Raw genomic sequence first — 20426 nt, forward strand, 5'->3', positions numbered from 1 at the left:
GGAAGCATAAAAAACGCCGGAACTGGTAGGTTTCCGGCGTTGAGATCTGATGATTTGTCTGTTCTAGACTCTAGGCGGGGGAGCGACGACGGACGAATCCGATGCAACCCGCAGTGAGGCTGAGTAGGGCCAGTGAAGAGGGTTCGGGAACTGCCGCTACACCAACAAGTGTGCCGGTATAGGTTTGACTGCCTTCTACTGTAGGCTCGCTAGTTGGGCCAAAGGTGTACGGAAGTGTGACGGCGACCGGAATCGTTAGCGTGGCAATTCCACCGCTGACCGAATAGGTCCCTGTGCCGGCCGCAACATTCAATCCCGTACCAGCAAGAGTGCCAGCATTGGTGAAGTCGATTGAGTTTCCTGCAGTCAATGCAGTGGAATAAACATCGATGATGCCTGAATTAAAGCCAAAGGTCTGGCCCGAAACCGCAAAGGATCCGCCGGTAACAGATGTGGAGGCGGCCGCAATGTTGAAATCGACGTTCCGCATCTTGCCATTGGTTAGAATTGCATCGATCCGAATTCCATAGTCTCCCGCAGAGGCTGGTTCAGTGGGCACGATATCGTCCGATGGCAGCCAATTGCCGTTCACATTCGCATCCACATTGGAGCTTAAAAACGTGATGCTCAGTGGGTTGAGGAGATCCGAGACATCTACTGTAATCGCGCCGCCATAGCTGGTAATTAAGCTGTTGGCGCCTTGAGCAGTATAAGCGAACGTATTGTTAACAGGGTCTCCGACCGTTGTGCTACCGGCTAACGTCAAGCTACTTCTGGCCGCGTCCAGGGTGAACACGAGCTCATCTGCCATCGCTGTTTGCAGGGAACTCCCGATCAAGAGAGTACACATCAGGTACCGCATGAGGATCATTACAAAGCTCTCCAAATAGTTACCGAAAAACGAATTTAAACCAGTTCTAACGGTAATTCGGCTCGGTCGGTGTAACTAGGTTCTAAATCCAAATTTTGGTGCTAAATATCGCGGCGAAACTGATTAATGGCGTTGTTTCCCACCAATGGTGGTGCGATCGGTGTTTTATCCCTCCTTTGAACTAGCTCGGCACACTCTGCCGGCTGGCAGTAGTGTCGCAACCGTTTCAGACAGGTAACCTGCTGCGGTTCTCTGGGACGATGTGGTTCACTGAGAGGAAGAGCCGCTGCCGCAAAACCGCGAATTGATTCCATTGCGGCGAAGCGGCAGCTGAACCGGCGTGGCTTGCCAGGCCGGGTTGCATTATTAACACGCTGGCTCGGGGCTAGGGGGCGGCGGTCACGCTCAACCAGAGAGGTAATGAGTTGGGTGCCCCGATGGCCTGTGGCGTGGGATTTTCGGACTGAGCCGTCGCCTGGAACCGGACCGGACCTTGGAATGGTTTCAGGCCCGTTAGTTTGAGCGTGACTTTGCTAGCCGAATCTTTACCATGGGTCGAGACAACACTGGTGCATTGCAAGTGTTCATTCGGTTCAGCTAGAGAGATTTCGATATCGGGAGTGAAGCCGTGTTCCCGTTCGATGTTCACGACCCAATCCGTCTCCTTCCCAACCACGACTGAGATGAGTTCGCTGGCGACGGTGGCGGAGAAGCTAGCGGGACGCTCCTCGATCAGAAGGTGGTAACGGTAGCCCTCATCTCCAGAGCGGTGGAAATCGCTGACGGCGACGGTGAAATCGCCATCGGCGGGCGCTTCCCAATTCAGTACGGGATCGGGTTCCTTATTCACATCGTCGGCGGTGGCCAATTTCTTTCCTGAAGCATCGAGAATCGACAGGACAGGGTCGAGGTACGAGCCGAATTCACGGGCCAAGACTTCCATGCGATAGTGCCGCTTCGCCATGGCCGGAAAGCGGATATAGTCGGTTTGCTTGGGGCGCGAGATGCAACCTGCAAGATGGGCTGGGAGAGCAACGGCCAGCGCTGTTTCTAGTTCGGAGTGCTCGCCTTCTGCCAGCGGAATGTGCTCACCGGCAAGTTCCGCCTGACGCTCAAAGTGGAGCGTATTTTCAAAGGGGGACGGTTTGGAATCGAGGCGCAGGCGGTAGACCCAATTGCTACCTCCGCCGAAGGCGATGGTGCTGTTGGGAGTGGCTGGAAAGCCAAACACGCGGACTAGGAATCGACCATCGTGGGGAGCCTGAAACTCCAGGTAGGGATCGAGCCCGACGTGGTCGATATTCTCGGAGATAACGAAACCGCGACTATCGAGGAATTGCACATTGGCATCTACGGGGCTAGCCAGCCACTTGGCCGAATCGACCGTAGCGGCGACGAGTTCCCCTTGCTTGAGGTCTACTGAGTACAGATCAACGTCCCCGTTTTTGTTGAGGATGCCGTGGAGAGTGCGGGGGAGTTCAGGGATTGGGAGAGCCGTTTCGACGCGATCATTGGGCTCCGCTTCGCTGGCTTCGGGAAAGGAGCCGACGAGGAAGGGGCGGGCTGCAGACGCTCCATCGGCGTGATGCAATCGCATCCAGCGCACTCCGGGTGGAGCATCGGCGGCGATGTTCGCTTGCAGCTTTCCAGGGTCGGTTCCGCAGCTCCATGAGATGCCATCGTCGTCGGACCAGACCTCGACCGGCCAGGTGGGGAATTTACCTGTGGCGGTAACATCGACGGTCGTACCGGCTTGCCCTCCGGAAGGGAACAGTAGAGTCAACTCGGGTTTTTCGGCAGCTCGCAGGCTGCCGAGGAAGCCAGTGACGAGCAATAGGCAGCTACATAGCAGAGTGCATCTGGTGCGAATCATTCCGCCGCGCATGTGCATTGTCATTTCTATCCGGGGGCGTAGGTGGGCGGTGATGGTTTCGGTTGGGGCCAGCGCTACATCAGCTCACTGATCGGCGTATGGTCGCTCACGAGGTGAGCGGGGCGGCCGGATGGTGTGTGGTAGATCTTGTTCGGATCGATCCCCAGCTTGCGATAGACTGTGGAAACGTAGTTTTCGGGAGACAGGACCCGTTCGACCGCGGCGTGGCCCTGACGATCGGTGGCCCCAATGACTTGCCCACCTCGGCTTCCACCGCCAGCAAACAGAATGCTCATCGCGTTGGCCCAGTGATCACGGCCTGGTGTCGATTCACCCGAGAGGGTGCTAATCTTGGGTGTGCGTCCGAACTCGCCTAGGGCGATTACCATGGTGGTTTCGAGCAGGCCGCGTTGGTCCAAATCGCTAATCAGCGCAGCTACGGTTTGGTCCCAAGTGGGAAGTCGTTTCGACAACACATTGAATATGTCGCGGTGGTGATCCCAGCCTCCGTCGTAGAGTGTCACGAAGGGAACTCCGGCTTCCACTAGACGCCGCGCCATCAAGGCCCGTTGCCCAAAGCCGTTGCGACCGTACGCGTCGCGAACGGCCTCTGGTTCGCTGTGGATATCAAAGGCCTTCTGTGCTTCAGGGGCCATGATCAAGTTGTAGCCCTGTTGGACATTCTCATCGTAGCCCGTTACGGGATCGTTGGCTTGAGGATCTCCGTAGCGTGGCAGTCGATCGACCAGTTGGCGTAGGTCGCGACGCGATTGGAAGCGGTCGGGGGGAAGGTCTCGTGGGAGTTCGACATCCCTCACGTGAAAGTCTTTGTGGTTAGGGTCGTTGGCCACCACGAACGGTGCGTACTTGGCTCCTAGGAAGTTGGGCCCGCCGGAGCGCGACATGTTCGGCATCGAAAAATAGCTAGGCAGTCCATGGGGAGCCTGGCGTTCGTAGGCCGCTACGGAGCCCAAGCTGGGGTGGAAGCTGACGAAGGCACCACATCCCACAGGGATCCGAGGCGGTGCACCGGTCATCATGTAATGATTTCCGGAGCCATGATTGGCTTGGTTGTGCCGCACCGAGCGAATGAGCGAGTACTTGTCTGCAATTTTGGCCAATTGCGGCAAGTGTTCACAAATTTGCATCCCCGGAACGTTGGTGTTGATCGGTCGAAACTCACCGCGGATCTCCATGGGAGCTTCGGGCTTGAGGTCGAAGGTCTCTAGGTGCGATGGTCCGCCGTCCATCCAAATCAAAATGCAATTTGATTTTGGTTGGTCGTTACCGGGAGCCTCTGCAGCCGCCGCGCGCCGCAGGGCGAGCAGATCTACAAAGCTACCACCGGCCAATCCGGCGAGTCCTAATTGCAAACAAGTTCGGCGATGCATGGTACACCTTCAGCTAGTCTAAGTACAAAAATTCTGGCGAATTCACCATCGACCACATTAGGTCTTCAATCAGCTTGCGGCGGTCGACGTCGGGTGCTGAAAACTCGGGGAGCAAAGCAGTCACTTCCGCAGCGTCTGCAGGGCGACTAAAGATGGTCAAGTAAAGCTCTTGAACGATACTCTCAGCGTCTCGATCCGACGCAGCCAACGCTTGGCAGCGACCACCATCGCTCGTAATGCGGTTCTGAATGTGGTTGGCATTCATCAAATGCAAGGCCTGCGTCATGGTGGCTGAGGTGGCTCGTTCGCATGGTGGGTCTTGATTGGGGTCGGGTCGGCCAAAGGCGTCTAGCAGTTCAGAACTGGCACGTACCGTCCACAACTCCATCGCCCGCGTGCTCGATGGCAAGCCGCTAAAGCTCTCCGGCTGTCCCGTGATATCGGACAGCGCGTCGGAAACGACTTCTGCCCGGAGACGCTTCCGGTAGTGCCGAGAAAAATTGCGATTGTCGGCTAAGTTGGTAGCATTGGGTTGTGAGGAGAGGGCGTAGGTCTGGCTGGTGAGAATGGTGTGTAGGAGTTGCTTGTTGTCGTAGCCGACGTCTTGGAAGTGTTTTGCTAAGGCCGTCAGGAGCGGTTCGTTGCTGGGTGGGTTGGTAGCGCGGAGGTCATCGACAGGGTCTACGATTCCAACGCCCATCAGCTCGGCCCACAATCGATTGACCGCTACGCGGGCAAACGTAGGATTTTCCGGTGCGGTCATCCAATCTGCCAAAGCAATCCGTGGATCTTCATCCTCTGCCAACTCAGCGACTTCACCAAACAGGGGCTTGGGTGGCAACACTTCGCCGGTGAGCGGATGTCGGACTTCTCCGCGAGACTTGTTGAACACGATCTCTTCGCTACCGGAAATTGGGGGCGACAGTCCAGTTCCCTTGTAGCCAACTTTGGCGAAATGGGCTGCCATGCCATAGAAATCGGCTTGTCCGTATATTTCGAAGGGGTGCTGATGGCACTTGGCACACTCCATGCGCAAGCCTAAGAACAGCTGGCTGACCATCGTGGTGATCTCGTCGGGTGAGCGACGATCCCGAAAGATGGTGACGGCACCGTTGCGCCAGGTACTGCCTTGGGCGGTGACCAGCTGCCGCGCGAATTCGTCGTGCGGCAAGTTGCGACGGAATGCACTGCGAAGCCAACTGTCTAGGCTGTAGGTGGTCTTGATCCCCACGCGATATGGGTTGGGGCGCAGAAGATCTGCCCACTTATTCGCCCAGAAATCGGCGTATTCGGGGCGGTTGAGCACTTCAGTCACCCACCGAGAACGCTTTTCGGGATCGGCATCCTGCAAGAATCGCGTGATCTCATCGGCGGTGGGGAGGCGGCCGATAGCGTCAAGGTAGACTCGGCGCAGGTACTGCGTATCGGTGCACGGATCGCTGGGGAGGATATTCAGTGTGGCCAGCTTCTGGTGGACCAGAGAGTCGATGAAGTTGGCTCGCGGCAATTCTTCGTAGCGCTCGGGCTCGATTTTATCAGGCCGCGGGACTGCGGTACTCCAGGTAGCAATCATCCCCATGTAACGCGCCATGATCGTCGCCTCGCCAGGGAGCATGCCGGCTTGCAGTTGTCCGTTGGCATCGACCGACACCACCGCAGCCTCGTTCGACTGGTAGGCGCACATCCGCGTAACATCGCGCGTGGAACCATCGCTGTAGGTTGCGGTTACCGTCAGAGCTTGCGCCTGTCCAGCCTGGAGCGAGTGAGGATCGGGAGAGGTTTGGATGCTAACTAATACCGGGTCCGTCGGCGTGGTGCGTTGCGTACCGGAGCGAATCCAGCTGAGCAGAAGCTGGTAATCTTCATCCTCTTCGGTGAATCGAATGCCGCCGCCGTGAGGAAGTTGCCCGGTGGCTTTGGTGAGCAGCAGACTCTCGTGCGGGGCGGCGGGCGAGAGCCGGCGGCCACGCGTGTTCTTGACGATGGAATCGTAGTCCATGTTGGCGTCAAAGCCGAGTAGAGACAGCTCAAATCCGTTTTGTCCTCGAGCTTTTCCATGGCAGGGGCCAGCGTTGCAACCGCGCGCCGTAAGGATCGGCTGAATGTCCAGCTCAAATTTGAGAGGCGGATTCGTCTCCGAGGATGCTCCTGGTCGCTCGTCCAGGCGAGGCTCGGCTGCTTGGACGGCGAGCGCGCAGAGGATGATTCCAGCCAGCATTGCAAGTCCGGCGAGAGGTTTCCTGCGTGTTAGCACGGCTGCGATGCGGTCTGGCGGTTGAGACATCGGCACTCTTGCGAGAGGGAGGGGAGCGGCGGGGTGCTGGGCGCGCACCAATGACTGGCGCTTGTTCGAGCCATAGTTGGCGAGCCAGCCAGGGAGGCTGAACTAGGGTAGGCGGGGATTGGGGAGGGGATCAACGCGTCGGGAGGGCCGTACGGCGCTCTCCATACCGTTCATTATAGCATAGCGGATTGTCCGTTGGCCTGCAATTTTTAGTTGAACGCTAGCTCTGGACCTTGGTAGTTTAACGCCTGATGTCAAAAATTTCATCTCTAGCGTTCCAACTGTCGATCCTCTACAAGAGAAGAGGCCAGTGGCGGGAAAATGCCTAGCTATAGCCCTTAAGTGGGGCGAGGAGCATTGTCCCGATCATTTGCGCAGGCATGTGCGGCTGAAGTTGGCCGCGAGCGACGCGACTGTGCCGGACGGAACCCCCGAAAATTATTGCTGCGAGTAAGACGGTATGAACAAGCATTTTACGCTAGCTGTGGTCGTGGTTTTCGCCTGTTCCAACGTGGCGTGGGGGCAGCGAACGAATACCACCGGAGGCGCCGCCGTCGGAGGTGCCGCAGGGGCGATTATTGGTGGTATTATCGGGCATCAGAACGATGAGACCCCAGAGGGAGCCTTGATCGGTGGCGCGGTTGGCGCAATCACCGGTGGTTTGCTCGGACGGGCCAAAGACAATCAAATTACAGAACAGCAATACCGTCAGCAGCAAGCCTACTACCAGGGCCAGCAACAGGCCTACGCACAGCAGCAGGTTATTGCGGAAACTGGCGTCAATATTAATGACGTGGTCAACATGTCCCGCAGTGGCTTGAATGAGACCTTGATCTTGAATCACATCCAGGCCAAGGGAGTGCAGCGACGTTTGGAGGTCAGTGAGATTATTGCCTTGCACCAGCAAGGGGTCAGCGATGTTGTGATTTCAGCAATGCAGTCAGCGCCCCTAGCGGCTCAACTGGCCGCGCCGCGCACTGTCTCTCAACCTCCGGTTGTGGTGCAACAGCCCCGCGTCGTCGTGCAGGAACCCGTCATTTATCAGCGTCCACCAGTGATGGTGCATGAGTACTATCGCCCCTATCCGGTCTACTACGGACATGGCCATCGTCATGGGCATCACCGATCCTCTTCGATTCATATCGGTTTTTAGGCTGAGTTGCCCACCGCAGCGATGAGCTGGAGTAAGCTAAGGGATCTACCACCTACCATCAACAAGTGTGTATCCCGAGGTTCATCATGCAGCGAGAGTATTTGTCGCGTCGCGCGTTCGTTGGTTCTGCTTCTGCCCTCGCCTTGCTGGCGGCTGCTCCGCAGCGTGCCGTCCTGGCTGGAGAGGTTTCTCATTCGTCACCACCCAGGCGAATGTTCAAGACGCTCAAGATCGGCATGGTGCGTGTCGAGGGGGATCTGACCACCAAGTTCAAGGCCGCTAAACGCGCGGGATTTGATGGGATTGAGCTGAATAGCCCAGGTATCGACGTCGAGGCAACCAAGGCTGCGATCGCTGAAACCGGACTCGTCGTTGACGGCTCCGTGTGTAGCACGCACTGGAATATTCGGCATTCTAGTCCCGACGCGGCTGTCCGAGCTCAAGCCCTGGCAGATCTGCAGACCGCACTTCGAGAGACGCATGCCGTGGGAGGTCATACGGTGCTGTTGGTGGTCGGTAAGGGGGAGGACGGTACCGAGGAGGAGGTCTGGCAGCGCTCCATCGCCAATATTCGCCAAGCGCTGCCGCTGTGCGGTGAATTGGGAATGACGATCGCCATCGAAAATGTTTGGAATCAGTTCCTATATACCCACGATGGTCCAGACGATCAAACAGCTGACAAGTTCGTGAAGTACGTGGACGAATTCGACTCCCCTTGGGTAGGTATGCAGTTCGACATTGGCAATCACTGGAAATACGGAGACCCTGCCAGCTGGATTCGCCAGCTGGGGCGTCGAGTCGTGAAGCTCGACATCAAGGGGTTCAGTCGCGCCGAGCAAAAGTTTGCCGACATTACGGAGGATGACTTGCCTTGGGCCGAGGTGCGAAAAGCACTGGATGACATCAATTTTCACGGCTGGGTCGCAGCCGAAGTTGGCGGAGGCGATGAAGAGCGGTTGGGGAAGATTGCTAAACAGATTGACAATGCATTGAATCTGAGTCCCGGCTAGAAGCTCTCCGGCTTGAAAGCGAAGTGGGCCCGCCCACGCTTGTTTTCGCGAGTGATCGTGGCTGGCCGGCACGGCGCAGTGCGCTACGCTTTGCTATCCCCAACGCGACTCGGCAATCGGTTTGTGGCGAGCGACCGTCTGGCGTGGTCGTTGGCCAGATGCGGGGCGGCGGAGCAAGCACTGCGAAAGTTGGCCATAACGAGATCGGCCGTAACGGTATCGGTCGCTAGTTCTGTAGGACTTAGCCGCCAGGCATCGCGATGTCATTCCTTGAGGGGTGGGCAACGCAGTCCAGCTTTTTCATCAGAAATGTTGGAGCGAGGATTTGAAGGCACCCACCGCCCCGCTGCGCTCGAGGCGCGGCGGCTCTGGGATTGGAGGACCGGCTGCTGCTTCTCGCAACCACTATCGAAGGCTATTGCACATGGAGGGGAGGATTGTTGTGGCAGTGCTCGGTCGACATCCGCAGGGAGTCGTCGCATGTTGACCATTCTTTTTGCAGCTTGTCTCGTCCTGCTTGCAGCCTTGCCCGCTTGGCTTACATTTCGCAATTTGCCACTGTTCCAACCTCTTGCTCCACTGCTCGAGTCGGATCGTGCGCCAGCCGTCTCGGTGTTGATCCCTGCCCGCAATGAGGCAGCGGGAATCGAGGAGGCAATCACGCGAGTGCTGGAAAGTCGCGGCGTGCGGATTGAGCTGCTCGTCATGGACGACCACTCGGCAGATCAGACCGCCAGTCTAGTCGCTCAACGGGCCTCTGAAGATTCGCGAGTGCGGTTGCTGTTGGCGCCCGAGTTGCCCGCCGGTTGGAATGGCAAGCAGCACGCCTGCTGGCATCTCGCGCAAGCGGCGCAGTTCGAGTTTCTGTTGTTCGTGGATGCGGATGTTCGTCTGGCCACCGATGCAATTGCGCGTTTGGTGGCAAGGCTGCAGGGATCGGACGTTTCGCTGCTGAGCGGTTTTCCCCATCAGGAAACGGAGACCTGGCTAGAAAAATTGCTGATCCCAATGATGCATTTCGTACTGCTTGGCTATTTGCCGCTAGACCAGATGCGAGCCAATACACAGCCAGGTTTTGGAGCTGGGTGCGGGCAGCTCTTTCTGGCTCGACGTCAAGACTACTTTGACTCAGGCGGCCATCGTGGCATCCAATCGTCGCGGCATGATGGATTGAAATTGCCCCGAGCGTTTCGAGCGGCTGGATTCAAAACAGATGTGTGCAATGCTGAGGATATCGCGCGGGTTAGGATGTACGCGTCGGCCGCGGCCGTCGTTCAAGGCCTGTTGAAAAATGCAACGGAGGGGATCGCCAACGATCGATTGATTGGCCCTTTCACCGTACTGTTGGCGGGGGGCAGCGTGTTACCGATTCTCTCGCTACCCCACGCGATCCAACATGGCTGGAACTCGATTGCGGTGGCACTGCTCGCACTGGCAACCCTGCTGAGCTTTCTGCCGCGGGCCTTGATCGCTCTACGGTTGGGGCAATCTTGGCTGGGAGTGGTGCTGCAACCGCTCGCAGTGGCGGTGTTTCTCGGAATCCAGTGGTGGGCATTCTTGCGGGCAAAGTTGGGGAGGGAGGCTGTCGCGTGGCGTGGGCGCAACGCGTAGTGCGGTGCGCGGTAGGATGCTCTATCAACCAGTTGTTGCTGGGCGTCCTAAGGGGCCGCTTCTTCGGAGCGATTTGCAGCGCCATTGAGATCTGGTGCGGGGATGGCGGCCGCGTCCCCCAGTAGCTGCCGAACGAACTCAACACGTGGGGTACCCTTCCCCAGCACTTTCTTCGAGGACAGATAGTCCGCCAAGTAGCGTTGGACTTCGGTTTGCTCAGGAACTTTGAAGCGATCTCCTTTCTGCAGGATGGGGAGGTACTCAGGCATGGAGCCGAAGTTTCGCGTGCCGGCGACTTGGCAGGGGAACCAGTAGCCTTGGCCCTCTTTGTCTTCCAGGTAGAATTCGGGGTAGCAGTGGTTGGGTAGCCACACGCAGCGGGCTGGCACGCGCGCCGCACGGCAAAGTGCCACAAACGTGCTGGTCATCTCTTCGCAATCACCCGTCCCGTCGCGCAGCGCCTCGCGCACCGTCTTGAGATCTCCGCGTTCGTAGGCGATATTCTCGCGCACCCAATCGTACATCATCTCGATCTTTTTCCAGTCGGTCAGCGGCTCGCTGGCCTCAATTTCCTTGACGATCTTGCGTATCTCGGAGATTGACGATTCGATGAACGGGCTATCCTTGATGTAGAGCCCTAGATCGCGACGAATGCGTCGCGGAATCACGAATTCAGTAGTTTCCTCGGGGCCAACAATATGGCTCTTTTGAATACGCACCCGAATGGTGCCTTCGACGGTCGAATTGCCTGGGATGACCGGTGCAAACATCAGGAGCTGCTGATTCCCTCCTGGCAATTCGCGGAAGTCATGGCGGAAATTAGCGGGCATGTTGACCTGCAAAATTTCAACCGTCTGTTCGGGCCAAGGAGTGGGGAAGACCGTGGTGGCAAGCGTGCTGAGCATGTTGCCCGACCCGGAAGTGACTTTGACTCCTATGAGCATTTCGAGGGTTTTCGGGGCGACCATTTGCAGCGGGGCGGGCGCATCGGTTTCCGCGTTGTCGGTTTCCGACGCGAGGGGCCTGGCACCCGCCTCACTGCCAGATTCCGAGATACTTTGAGCCAGAGCCGGACGCTGAGCAAAAGTCAGTAGGGTGGAGCAAAGCATGGCCACCAGGAAGAGCTGGCGTTGGAGGTGGATGGGGTGGGCCGAGGCCCTTGCAATACAGAATGGCATGCGGAAACCTGCTCTATGCGGTAAGTGGAATCAGTTTGAACCGTGGAAGGAGGCCCTTGCCTGGGCCCAATACCACGCTCAAGGGGGAATTGCAGACGATGGCTGGTGTGAAGCTAGTGCATCATTCATTCCAAAGGCGCCTACTATTTTGATCCAACTGGCTTCAAACGCAAAATTTGGCGTCGAAATACGGCTTCGTGCAGTGGGAGCGTACCGAAAGAAGGAGGCGGCTGCGCTTCAGTTCTGGCTGCCAGCGTGGCAATTTCGTTCCAGCACCTGTGGCATCCCAGGGGGAGATTGCTTGGGTGGCCCGCTCCCAGGCCGAGGGCCAGGGAGCGTGATTGGCAGGGGAACTTGAGAGGGATAGAGGTCGATAGCCGGTTTTGCGACGTGTTTACGCTGCTGTGCGTTGAGGCTGACCTTAAATGCAACCCGCAACACAGGCGTCCGTATTCAGAATTCGGTTTAGGTCGTCGGAGTGATCGTGCTCATCGGAGGACTAATGGTACCCTCATTGAAGCTCTCGACAGGATATTCGTTGCCGTAGTAGATGTTGCTACCGTTCAATCCGCTGTCGTAGCTGCCATAGCCGGCGGAGTTTTCGCAGCCGACGCAGCCAGGCGCGGGGGCCGGTGGCAGGGTGGCGCAGTTCGTGTTGCAAGGAGCTCCCCGGCGGAGTGGAAGCCAACCGCATCCAGAGCTGAAAAGGCAGACAATTCCGAGTATGGCGATCTTTTTCATTGTGTTTCCCTCGTGTTCAAGTAACGTAGCAAAGTTTCAACAATCGGTAGGATCCCTAACTACCCGTTGAACTCTACAACCTGTCTAGGGATGTGCAAACGAAACATGTTGAAAATAAACAACATAGTCGTGCGATTCGTTGCAGTTTTCCCTCGTCACCGCCTAGTGCGAAGTGGCATATTCCCTAGAATCCAATCCACCGCTTTTGTGAGTCTGTTCACTAACTACCGACAGCAATTTGGTCCCCGTATGCTCGTCAGTCCGTATTCCTATGGGGGAACCGACGACGATCATTCGATGATTCGAAAACGGGCATTGCGAGTTTTATTTCTTCGGTAGTTTTAGTTCTCAGTGATCGGCGTCAAGCGCTGAGAGTCGGGTAAGTAGGATGATATAAATGTTCGAGCGGTTGAGAGTCCAAACTCGCAGATCCCAGTCTCACTCCCTGCGACGACGCGTTGCATTCTGCAGCGATGCGTCTCTACCGAGCGGTGATCAGCCTGAGAAAGCGTCACTGAGGATCGGTCGGGCCGGCTCGTCTGACGCTCAGATGACTCGGCGCCATTTTGCCAGCTGGGCTGCTGCGGCAGCCTGTGCCGGACTCGTTGTTCAACCCGCTGCTCCCGTGTTGGCGCAGGAATGTCCCCAGCACGCTTTTTGGGAGATCAATTCACGGCGTCTGCCCGAGTGTTTCTCGGCTAGCGTGATGGATCACTTGGAATTTCGCGAATATCGCAGCGGATATCGTGAAATCGCTTCGATGCCTAGTTTTCTCGAGGATTGCCGCACCGGCGGCTACGAACGTGTGCTGCTCTACGTCCATGGAAATTGGATGCCGGAATGCGACGCCCGTGCGAGAGCCCAGCGAGTTTTTCAGGCCGTCACGGCGCAGAGTCCCAGTCCCATTTGCTTCGTCGCCTACAGTTGGCCGAGTGAACGCAAGCATGGATTTGCGCGGGATGTGATTGGTAAGAAATCACGCATCGATGCCGATTCGATGTACCTCGCGAATGTCTTAACGCAGATGCCGATGGAGCTCCCGCTGGGCGCTCTGGGGTACAGTTTTGGGGCACCCGTGACTTGTGGCGCATTGCAGTTACTGGGGGGAGGCTCCTTGGCGGGACTCGCGCTGCCCGCCCCCACTACACGGCCGAGTTCAATCCGTTTGAGTCTAATGGCCCCTGCCTTCGATCAAGAGTCCTTTTCACTCAATGGACGCTATCGAAAGACGCTCGAAATTGTGGAGCAAGTGGTGAATCTCTACAATTCCGACGATCCCATTCTGCGTCGCTTTCGATTTTTTGACCGCGAGTCGGCACCGGTGGCTGCTGGCTTTTCAGGCTTGCGGGTTTCCCGCTTGAATGACGGACGGAGCACCGCACAGATGGAAGCTCATGAAATAATTCGCCAATACGATTGTCGGGTCATTGGACGAACGCACGATGAGCTCGACTACTATACTTGCAGCGGCGTGCGTTACGCGATTCAGAATATCTTGGGTTTTTAGAGGTCAGGAGTCAATTGTTGGTGGATTCGATTGCCTGGTACAACCATGAATGGCTTCCAGCTGCCCAGGCGACTTTGCCCTTAGATGATGTAGGGGTGCTTCAAGGCGCCGTGCTGGTGGAGCGGCTGAGAACCGTCCGCGGTGAGCCGCTCGACGTGGAACAGCATCTGAGCCGCATGCAATTCGGTTGTGAGCTTCTCGAAATTCACCCGCCCCGTGGCCGGGATTGGATAGGCCTCCTCGGCGAGGTAGTTCGGGAGTGCGCAAGTCGCAATCGAGCGGTCTTTGGGGCCCAGGATTTCTCCTTGGTGGTGATTGTGACTCCCGGACGGATCGGGGAATCTCCTCGCCTGCCTACCATGATTGTGCATGCCGCTCCCATTCGCTGGCCACAACTGAAATCGTTTTATCGTGTGGGGCAGCCGTTGATTGTGGCGAATACTCGCAACGTCCCCCAGGAATGCTGGCTTCCGCAGCTGAAGACTCGCTCGCGTTTGCACTATTATCTCGCCGACAGCGAAGCTGCTGAGCTGGCACAGCCATGGGGCGGAGCTGTTCTGCTGGATCTGGCGGGGAACCTTACAGAGACCTCCATGGCCAACCTGCTGGTGGTGGAGGGGAAACGCATCGTCAGCCCGCCACTGAATTCGATCCTGCATGGTGTGAGCCTAACGCGTACTCTGCGTTTGGCGGTGGAAATGGAGTACGATGTAGCTCTTGAGCAATTGTCGAGCGAGCGAGCTCAGGCCGCCGACGAGATTCTGTTGTGTGGTTCTACGGGCTGCTTGTGGCCAGCGGCCAGTTTGGAGGATCGCATTTTTGATGATCCAGTTCGGCGACCGGTATTTCAGCACTTGAGTCGCGCATGGTGCGACGACATCAGTCTGGATTATGTGCAGCAAGCCAGCTGATAAATTGCCTGAGTCCATTACGAATTATTTTTTGCGTGAAGAGTGGTTGTTGAGATGGTGAGTTCGGAGATTGTCCGCATTGAGAATGTAGAAGCCCTGCAGCGACTCTTTCATGAGCAACCACATCAGATTCTGCCGGTCGGCAATCGCACGAAACTGGATTTGACGCAATCTTCCGCCACGGGATCGACGGTGATGTGTGACTTGTCCGCTTGGGCCGGCGTGACCATCTACGATCCCTCGGAGTTCTTGATCACCGCTCAGGCTGGAACTCGCTTGTCAGACATTCAGGCTCGATTAGCAGAGTATGGGCAATTCCTTCCCTGTGACCCGCCTGGGATCGAAGCGGGTGCGACGTTGGGCGGAGCGGTCGCCAGCGGTCTCAATGGTCCGGGCCGCCTGCTCTACGGCAGCCTGCGAGATTTCGTGATGGAGGTCGTGTTTGTCGACGGCTTAGGGAATCTCGTGCACGGAGGCGGGAAAGTCGTGAAGAACGCGGCGGGATTCGACTTTCCCAAACTCATGGTCGGTTCCCTGGGACGCATGGGAGTCATGACCGAAATTACCCTGAAAGTCCTTCCCAAGCCACAGTGTCTAGCCAGTTGCCGCCTGACCCTGGCAAGCCTGGACGAGTGCTATGCGGTATCGCAGACGTTGCTGGGGCAACCGCTGCCGATCGCGGCGATCGATTTTCTCATGACAGCACCCACCGAGCCTACGTTGCAGGTCCGTTTCGCTGGACCAGCAGCCAGTTTGCCGAAAGTGCTCGAGCGTGCTAAGTCGCTGGTTGATGCAGCGGGGGTGGAGGGGCAATGGACAGCCATTACAGATTCCGCCGAGGAGCAGAGGCTGTGGAATGAGCGTGGGTTTGCCGGCGCTCAGGTGCGGGTGGGAGTCGACGGGCCACATCTGTTGGAATTGCAGCAGAGTTTAGGGGAAGATGCCGGCATCGAGCTCACACGCTGCACCGGGGCTGGGACGGAAGCCTGGTATCGATGCTCTGTAAAGGGACTCGAAACCTTGGATCACGCGTTGTCGGCTGCGAAATTGACCGGCCTAAAGATTCCCTTTTGCCCCTACCAGCTTCCACTGTTGGGCGACCGGCAGTGGACCGTGGGGGCAACTCGCGTTCAGCGAGCAATGGATCCCGCACAGCGTTTCTTGGCTTACAATTGACCCCGTGATTTTTGCTATAGTGGACCCTATGCGAAGTGAGGATAGGGTCGCCTGTCGCCCTGCTCTAGAAAGAATTGCCGACGGGACGTGGAGCCTACGCTTCGAATCTATCTGCTATTTTTCGATCAATCCTAAATCATAGGAATGAGGCATCGATGGAAGAACGTAAGATCAACCCTGGCCATGCCGGGATTCGCTCGGTGCTCCGCTGGCTGGGACCGGCTCTAGTGTGTTGCGGTGCAATTCTCACTGCGATTGGACTGATTAGCTTCTTCGCCTCCTTTGGTAGTTTTGGCATGCCACGCTACTTTTGGTGTGCTTTCCTCGGGATGCCCATGATGGCTGGGGGAGTCGCGTTGACCAAGGTTGCCTATTTTGGAGCGATCGCGCGTTACATGGCCGCGGAAACTGCGCCGGTCGGTAAGGATACCTTCAACTACATGGCACGGGAGACGCAGGGAGGTGTACGAGACATTGCAGCGGCGATCAAAGAAGGTATTGCCGGGGGAGAAAAAGTGTGCTCCCAGTGCGATCGTAAGAATGATCCAGATGCAGCCTTTTGCGATCAGTGTGGTGGAACCCTGGTGGCGGCGAAGCGTTGTTCGGCCTGCTCTGCCATGAATGACGTCCATGCAAGGTTTTGCGATCGTTGCGGCGGCCAGTTGAGTGCCGAGTGAAGGTGGCTGAAGGTGTGTCTGCTCTTGCCAGGAACTGAGGCCGCTGAACTCTGACGCGTCGCGGTCTACCGGCTACGGGCTGTGGGGGGCTACGCTTTGCGCATAAAAAAAGTGCAGCCTAGTCTGCGACTTGGATGCACTTATGAATCGAGCGTTAGTTCGATGGGCAACCGGTTTCTTTAACCTTGTTGCTGAACTTTGAGCCGCTTTTGGATATCCGTTTCGAGGACTCCAAAGACCGCTTCATGGCGTTGCACCGACATTTGAAGTGCGGCCAACAGACGCTTGGCTGTGTAGAAGTTCAAGATAACGCGTTGGTTAACGTGAATTGGGTCCTTGGGAACACCCACGGGTTGTGGGTTCAGTCCAAAGTCGACAATCAACTCTTCAGGCGATCCTGTAACGCGGCAGAAATTTGCATAGGCGGTATTCGCATGCGAATCATCCACTTGGACTTGGACCGGTTGTGATTGTTGCTGCGGAGTAGCAGGTGCGGCGGCTGCCGTGTCTTGGTCCGCGGTGTTTTGATCTGTGTCTGCCATGTGCAAAACCTTTCCTTGAGCTGTGTTACAGCGATTTACAGTACTGGCGATGAAGCCGATACCTAAAAGTTAACAGTTGTAGTAGTTTTGGGAAGTTGTTTGGGAGACGCGTGGCTCGCAAGGAGGTCAATTAAATTTACATTTCGAGTCTGAATGTGCGTGCGCAGAATCTGTAAATTCTCCATCCTATCGATTTCCAACCTACGTAAATCTTGGCTTGTCCTCGATAGCCGCTGCGAAGTGACACGTCAACATCTTCAAGGGGAACGCGAGCTTGGTAAGATGTACTGATGGGGCGCATGCGCCCCGACTCGTCCATCTCGGTGTCGAGTCGACCACCGGCCTGAAGGGCTAGGTTCTCCGGAGAGATTCGCATCTCCATTTTCGATATCTTCTCTATCTTGCCAGAAAACGTCTCCAATCTGGCAGAATCTATTTTGATATCGACCTCGATTTCCTCGTGCACTAGGTCGATATCGTGCTGATCGACAACTAGTACCGCTTCCATTCGGTTTGGATCGCCTACGAAACAAAGGAGGTCTGATTGCGAAAAAACGGCATCTTGGTTTTTGTCGTCAAACGGGTTGCCGCTCCACATGGGGAGTTGCTCTTCGATCTCTGCCGCTTTCGGAGCCGGCTTATTGGGACCGGGCAGAATGACTCCATCCGCTTTGGATTTAATGTGCAACTGTTGCATTTTTTCCCAATGTTGGTCGACCAGCTGTTGTTTGGAGGCCACCAGTTCCTTTTGGGTTTTGATTTGAGCTTGGGCTTGAAGATCGGAGTTCTTCTGATCGATGTATCCCGCCAGACGCACCTGGGCAATCTCCAGCTCGCTGGTGAGTTGCGCGAGACGGTAGCGCATTTCCAGGCTCTCCAACTCCGCGATGGTCTCGCCGGTTTGTACCCGATCGCCTGGCTTCTTATTCCAGGAGACCAATCGCCCGGGAACCATGGCGAAGACCTGCTTGGCGTCCTGGGGTTGGATCTCGACGGCGCAGTCCACGTGGTAGGGGAGCGGAATCCAGCAAATGCCAACGATGGCAGCTGCAGCAACGGCCAAGCTGGTTAGAACGTTCTTTCTCTTCATCTTGCTAGCTCGCCCTGGAGTGCGGAAGAATTTAATGGTTTGCCAAACGGGTTGGATGATCATGCCGGCCAAACCGCTGATCGCGATCAGTCGACCGAGTGCTTGCAAGCCGTAGGGTTCGAGGACTTTCATCAAGAACATCATGATGGAGAAGACGACGACCCAGCGGTAGATGATCGAGGCGACGGTGTAGAGTGCGAACCAGCCTTGCTTCTGATGCGGTAGGAATGGGTTGTCCTGCAATTCAAGTCCGAGACAGTATTTTTGGAACCAGCGTTTGAGGATCTCCGTTGCCTTCTGACGCAGGTTGGGGATTTCGAGGATGTCCATCAGGATGTAGTACCCGTCAAATCGCAGCAATGGGTTACCATTGAAGACCACGGTACTGACGGAGCAGATGAACATGACCGACAGGCACAGGAAGTTCAGCATTCCTGGCTGGCTGAACCACCACAGGTAGGTGGCGATCGATGCCAAGATCAATTCGACATACATCCCGGCCGCGCCAATGAAAACGCGATGCCACTTATTCGGAAGCATCCACGAGTCGGAGACGTTGCAGTAGAGGCAGGGTGTGAATACCAGGAACATGAATCCCATCTCATGGCATTCACCGCCGTAGCGCTTGCAGCTCAAACCGTGCCCGAATTCGTGCAGAACCTTGACGATGCCCATCGTAGCCCCCAACCAGATCCAGTTGTGGGCAGCAAAGAATTGTTCAAACGTTGGCAGCTTCGTTCGGAACTCCTGAAAATTCACCAACACCAACATGAGGGCGCTCAGGCCAAACATGGAGATCAGGATCAAGGCCGGGAGGGTAAAGATCCACCAAGTGAATGGATTGAGAAAGTTCAGGATGCGCTCGGGATCAATTCCGCGGAATCGCAAGGCGAAGATGTTCGCTAGCTTGCCGAGTCGCTCCTTCTTCACTTTCTCGTCACCACGTCGCCGAAGCTGTCTACCCTGGCCGGTGGCTTGGGAGATCACCAGTCCGCTGCGGTGCAGCATGCCGACGAATTGCTGAAGGTCTTGCAGCGTGATTCGTTGGGGCGCAAATTCTGATTGAAAACGATCTTTGATTTGCTGCAGGCTGGTAAGACCGTCGAGCATATTGAGGATCGCAAACTCTTCATCGTGGAAGCGATAGTAGTTCAGGCCCACGGGTTCTTTGACGACCCAATAGCTGCGTCCGTGGTAGCGGTGTTTTTTGGATTCTAAGTCGGGTCGTCGGCGCAGCTGCAGGGGCCGCATCGCGCTGTTGACCAAACTGTCCGCCATCGAAGTCATAGCATTGCTCGTCGCAGTTAGGCTGAAAAGCTGAAAACAAACAAGGGAAGGGGTTTACGCCAGTGCTTGCAAGCGTGGCAGGCATCGCCAAACCTCACGGAGGGGGCGGTTCCAGTAGGAGTTCACGCGAGTGTTGGTGTGGCCTACTGGGGGTGTGGCGTGCACGAAGCAAGTTACGAGCTGTTAGCGGCGTTGGATTTGTACATCAGCATGCATTCCGTCGCGCAGCAGCCAGGGCCCGCCAGGTTGCACACGCTGGTTTTTGACTTTAGCCCAGACCATGACTTCCCCGGCATTCACATACGGGCTGACAAATTCAACTTGAGCCTGAAAATCCGCCTTGAATTGGGGGCTGACTCGCACGGAAATCGTCATGGGAGCTCCCTGCAATTCGGATGGAGAAATCTGCTCCACGGGAACTTGGGCTTCGATCCGCATTTCGTTCAGGTGCACCAATTTGAGGATTGGTTCCCCGGATCGAATCCATTCACCGCGATCTCGCATGCGTTCGGTGATGACTCCTTCGAGCGGAGCGAGAACTTCATAGAGTCCTAGGCGAACTTCGGCGGCATGCAATTTTTCGGCCGAGACATCGGCGGCGAGTTGCTCTTGTTCTTTTTTGATCCTGGCCACGTCGACTCCCAGACGCCCCTTTTCCTTTTCGAGCTCTGCTCGGCGGCGTTCGGATTCGGAGGATGCGCCTCTGCTCAGCAGGCTCACGATGTCTTCAAATTCGGCTTGGGACACCTTGTAGGATGCTTCGGCGAATTCGATGTCGGCTACTTGCTTGGCTTGTTTCTTGGCCGCTTCGAGCTCTTTGGCGGCAACTTGGACTTCCGCAGATTGGATGCGATCGTCGATCTTGATCAAGCGTTCTCCCTCGGCGACGGTTTGGCCTGCCTCAGCAAACATTTGTTGGATCAAGCCGTCCGCCTGGGCAGCCACCTCGATCTCATGGATGACTTTGACGAGCGCGCCCTCAATGGTAATCGTGGAATCGCTGTAGGTAGCACGCGAAGGGCTAGCCGAACGCGTTTCTTGACTGAAGGCGGTGGTCGAAAAGCTCACAACGACCAGCGAGCCGACCAACAGCATTATTTTATGGCGAATAGACATGAGTAGCC

General features: G+C 56.5%; 16 protein-coding genes. 7 read left to right on the forward strand and 9 right to left on the reverse strand.

All coding sequences use genetic code 11. The annotated features are described in order from the left end of the window. Positions 1 to 70: 70 nt before the first annotated feature. From Q31a_RS01480 to Q31a_RS01495, 4 genes are all read right to left on the reverse strand, one after another. On the reverse strand, positions 71 to 871 hold the full coding sequence (locus Q31a_RS01480; protein WP_145072930.1) for a PEP-CTERM sorting domain-containing protein: 801 nt from the start codon (positions 869 to 871) through the stop codon (positions 71 to 73). 385 nt (positions 872 to 1256) lie between these two features. Then, on the reverse strand, positions 1257 to 2768 hold the full coding sequence (locus Q31a_RS01485; protein WP_145072933.1) for a PPC domain-containing protein: 1512 nt from the start codon (positions 2766 to 2768) through the stop codon (positions 1257 to 1259). Between the two features lie 50 nt (positions 2769 to 2818). Then, positions 2819 to 4135, reverse strand: a complete 1317-nt coding sequence (locus Q31a_RS01490; protein WP_145072936.1) for a DUF1501 domain-containing protein — start codon at positions 4133 to 4135, stop codon at positions 2819 to 2821. A 13-nt stretch (positions 4136 to 4148) separates the two neighbouring features. Beyond that, entirely contained in the window at positions 4149 to 6419 is a 2271-nt protein-coding gene (locus Q31a_RS01495) for a DUF1549 and DUF1553 domain-containing protein (protein WP_145072939.1), read from the reverse strand. Positions 6420 to 6879: 460 nt separating this feature from the next. Between Q31a_RS01495 and Q31a_RS01500 the strand changes: the two genes are divergently transcribed. From Q31a_RS01500 to Q31a_RS01510, 3 genes are all read left to right on the forward strand, one after another. Next, positions 6880 to 7572, forward strand: coding sequence for a glycine zipper domain-containing protein (locus Q31a_RS01500; protein WP_145072942.1), 693 nt, complete (start codon positions 6880 to 6882; stop codon positions 7570 to 7572). 86 nt (positions 7573 to 7658) lie between these two features. Next, positions 7659 to 8582: a sugar phosphate isomerase/epimerase family protein gene (locus tag Q31a_RS01505; protein ID WP_145072945.1), complete on the forward strand. Its 924-nt coding sequence runs from the start codon at positions 7659 to 7661 to the stop codon at positions 8580 to 8582. Positions 8583 to 9062: 480 nt separating this feature from the next. Beyond that, positions 9063 to 10193, forward strand: coding sequence for a glycosyltransferase family 2 protein (locus Q31a_RS01510; protein ID WP_145072949.1), 1131 nt, complete (start codon positions 9063 to 9065; stop codon positions 10191 to 10193). 47 nt (positions 10194 to 10240) lie between these two features. Here the strand turns inward: Q31a_RS01510 and Q31a_RS01515 are convergent, their stop codons facing one another. After that, positions 10241 to 11371: a transglutaminase-like domain-containing protein gene (locus Q31a_RS01515; RefSeq protein WP_145072951.1), complete on the reverse strand. Its 1131-nt coding sequence runs from the start codon at positions 11369 to 11371 to the stop codon at positions 10241 to 10243. A 465-nt stretch (positions 11372 to 11836) separates the two neighbouring features. Then, complete coding sequence (locus Q31a_RS01520) at positions 11837 to 12112, reverse strand: hypothetical protein (RefSeq protein ID WP_145072953.1); 276 nt, start codon at positions 12110 to 12112, stop codon at positions 11837 to 11839. A 397-nt stretch (positions 12113 to 12509) separates the two neighbouring features. On the opposite strand from Q31a_RS01520, the gene Q31a_RS01525 reads away from it, so the two are divergent. The 4 genes from Q31a_RS01525 (at position 12510) to Q31a_RS01540 (ending at position 16383) form a co-directional block, all read left to right on the forward strand. Then, a complete protein-coding gene (locus tag Q31a_RS01525; protein WP_145072956.1) occupies positions 12510 to 13619 on the forward strand; it encodes a hypothetical protein in 1110 nt (369 codons plus the stop codon). 20 nt (positions 13620 to 13639) lie between these two features. Further along, complete coding sequence (locus Q31a_RS01530; RefSeq protein ID WP_197356015.1) at positions 13640 to 14530, forward strand: aminotransferase class IV; 891 nt, start codon at positions 13640 to 13642, stop codon at positions 14528 to 14530. Positions 14531 to 14584: 54 nt separating this feature from the next. Further along, a complete protein-coding gene (locus Q31a_RS01535) occupies positions 14585 to 15706 on the forward strand; it encodes an FAD-binding protein (protein ID WP_145072962.1) in 1122 nt (373 codons plus the stop codon). 155 nt (positions 15707 to 15861) lie between these two features. Continuing rightward, positions 15862 to 16383: a zinc ribbon domain-containing protein gene (locus Q31a_RS01540; protein ID WP_145072965.1), complete on the forward strand. Its 522-nt coding sequence runs from the start codon at positions 15862 to 15864 to the stop codon at positions 16381 to 16383. A 179-nt stretch (positions 16384 to 16562) separates the two neighbouring features. Here the strand turns inward: Q31a_RS01540 and Q31a_RS01545 are convergent, their stop codons facing one another. From Q31a_RS01545 to Q31a_RS01555, 3 genes are all read right to left on the reverse strand, one after another. Further along, positions 16563 to 16925 carry a DUF3467 domain-containing protein gene (locus Q31a_RS01545; protein WP_145072968.1) on the reverse strand — a complete coding sequence of 121 codons (363 nt, stop codon included), beginning with the start codon at positions 16923 to 16925 and terminating at the stop codon, positions 16563 to 16565. 136 nt (positions 16926 to 17061) lie between these two features. Then, on the reverse strand, positions 17062 to 19302 hold the full coding sequence (locus tag Q31a_RS01550) for a biotin/lipoyl-binding protein (RefSeq protein WP_231691023.1): 2241 nt from the start codon (positions 19300 to 19302) through the stop codon (positions 17062 to 17064). 183 nt (positions 19303 to 19485) lie between these two features. Next, on the reverse strand, positions 19486 to 20418 hold the full coding sequence (locus Q31a_RS01555) for an efflux RND transporter periplasmic adaptor subunit (protein ID WP_197356017.1): 933 nt from the start codon (positions 20416 to 20418) through the stop codon (positions 19486 to 19488). Positions 20419 to 20426: the final 8 nt, after the last annotated feature.

The organism is Aureliella helgolandensis (assembly GCF_007752135.1).
In the GTDB taxonomy this organism is placed as follows: domain Bacteria; phylum Planctomycetota; class Planctomycetia; order Pirellulales; family Pirellulaceae; genus Aureliella; species Aureliella helgolandensis.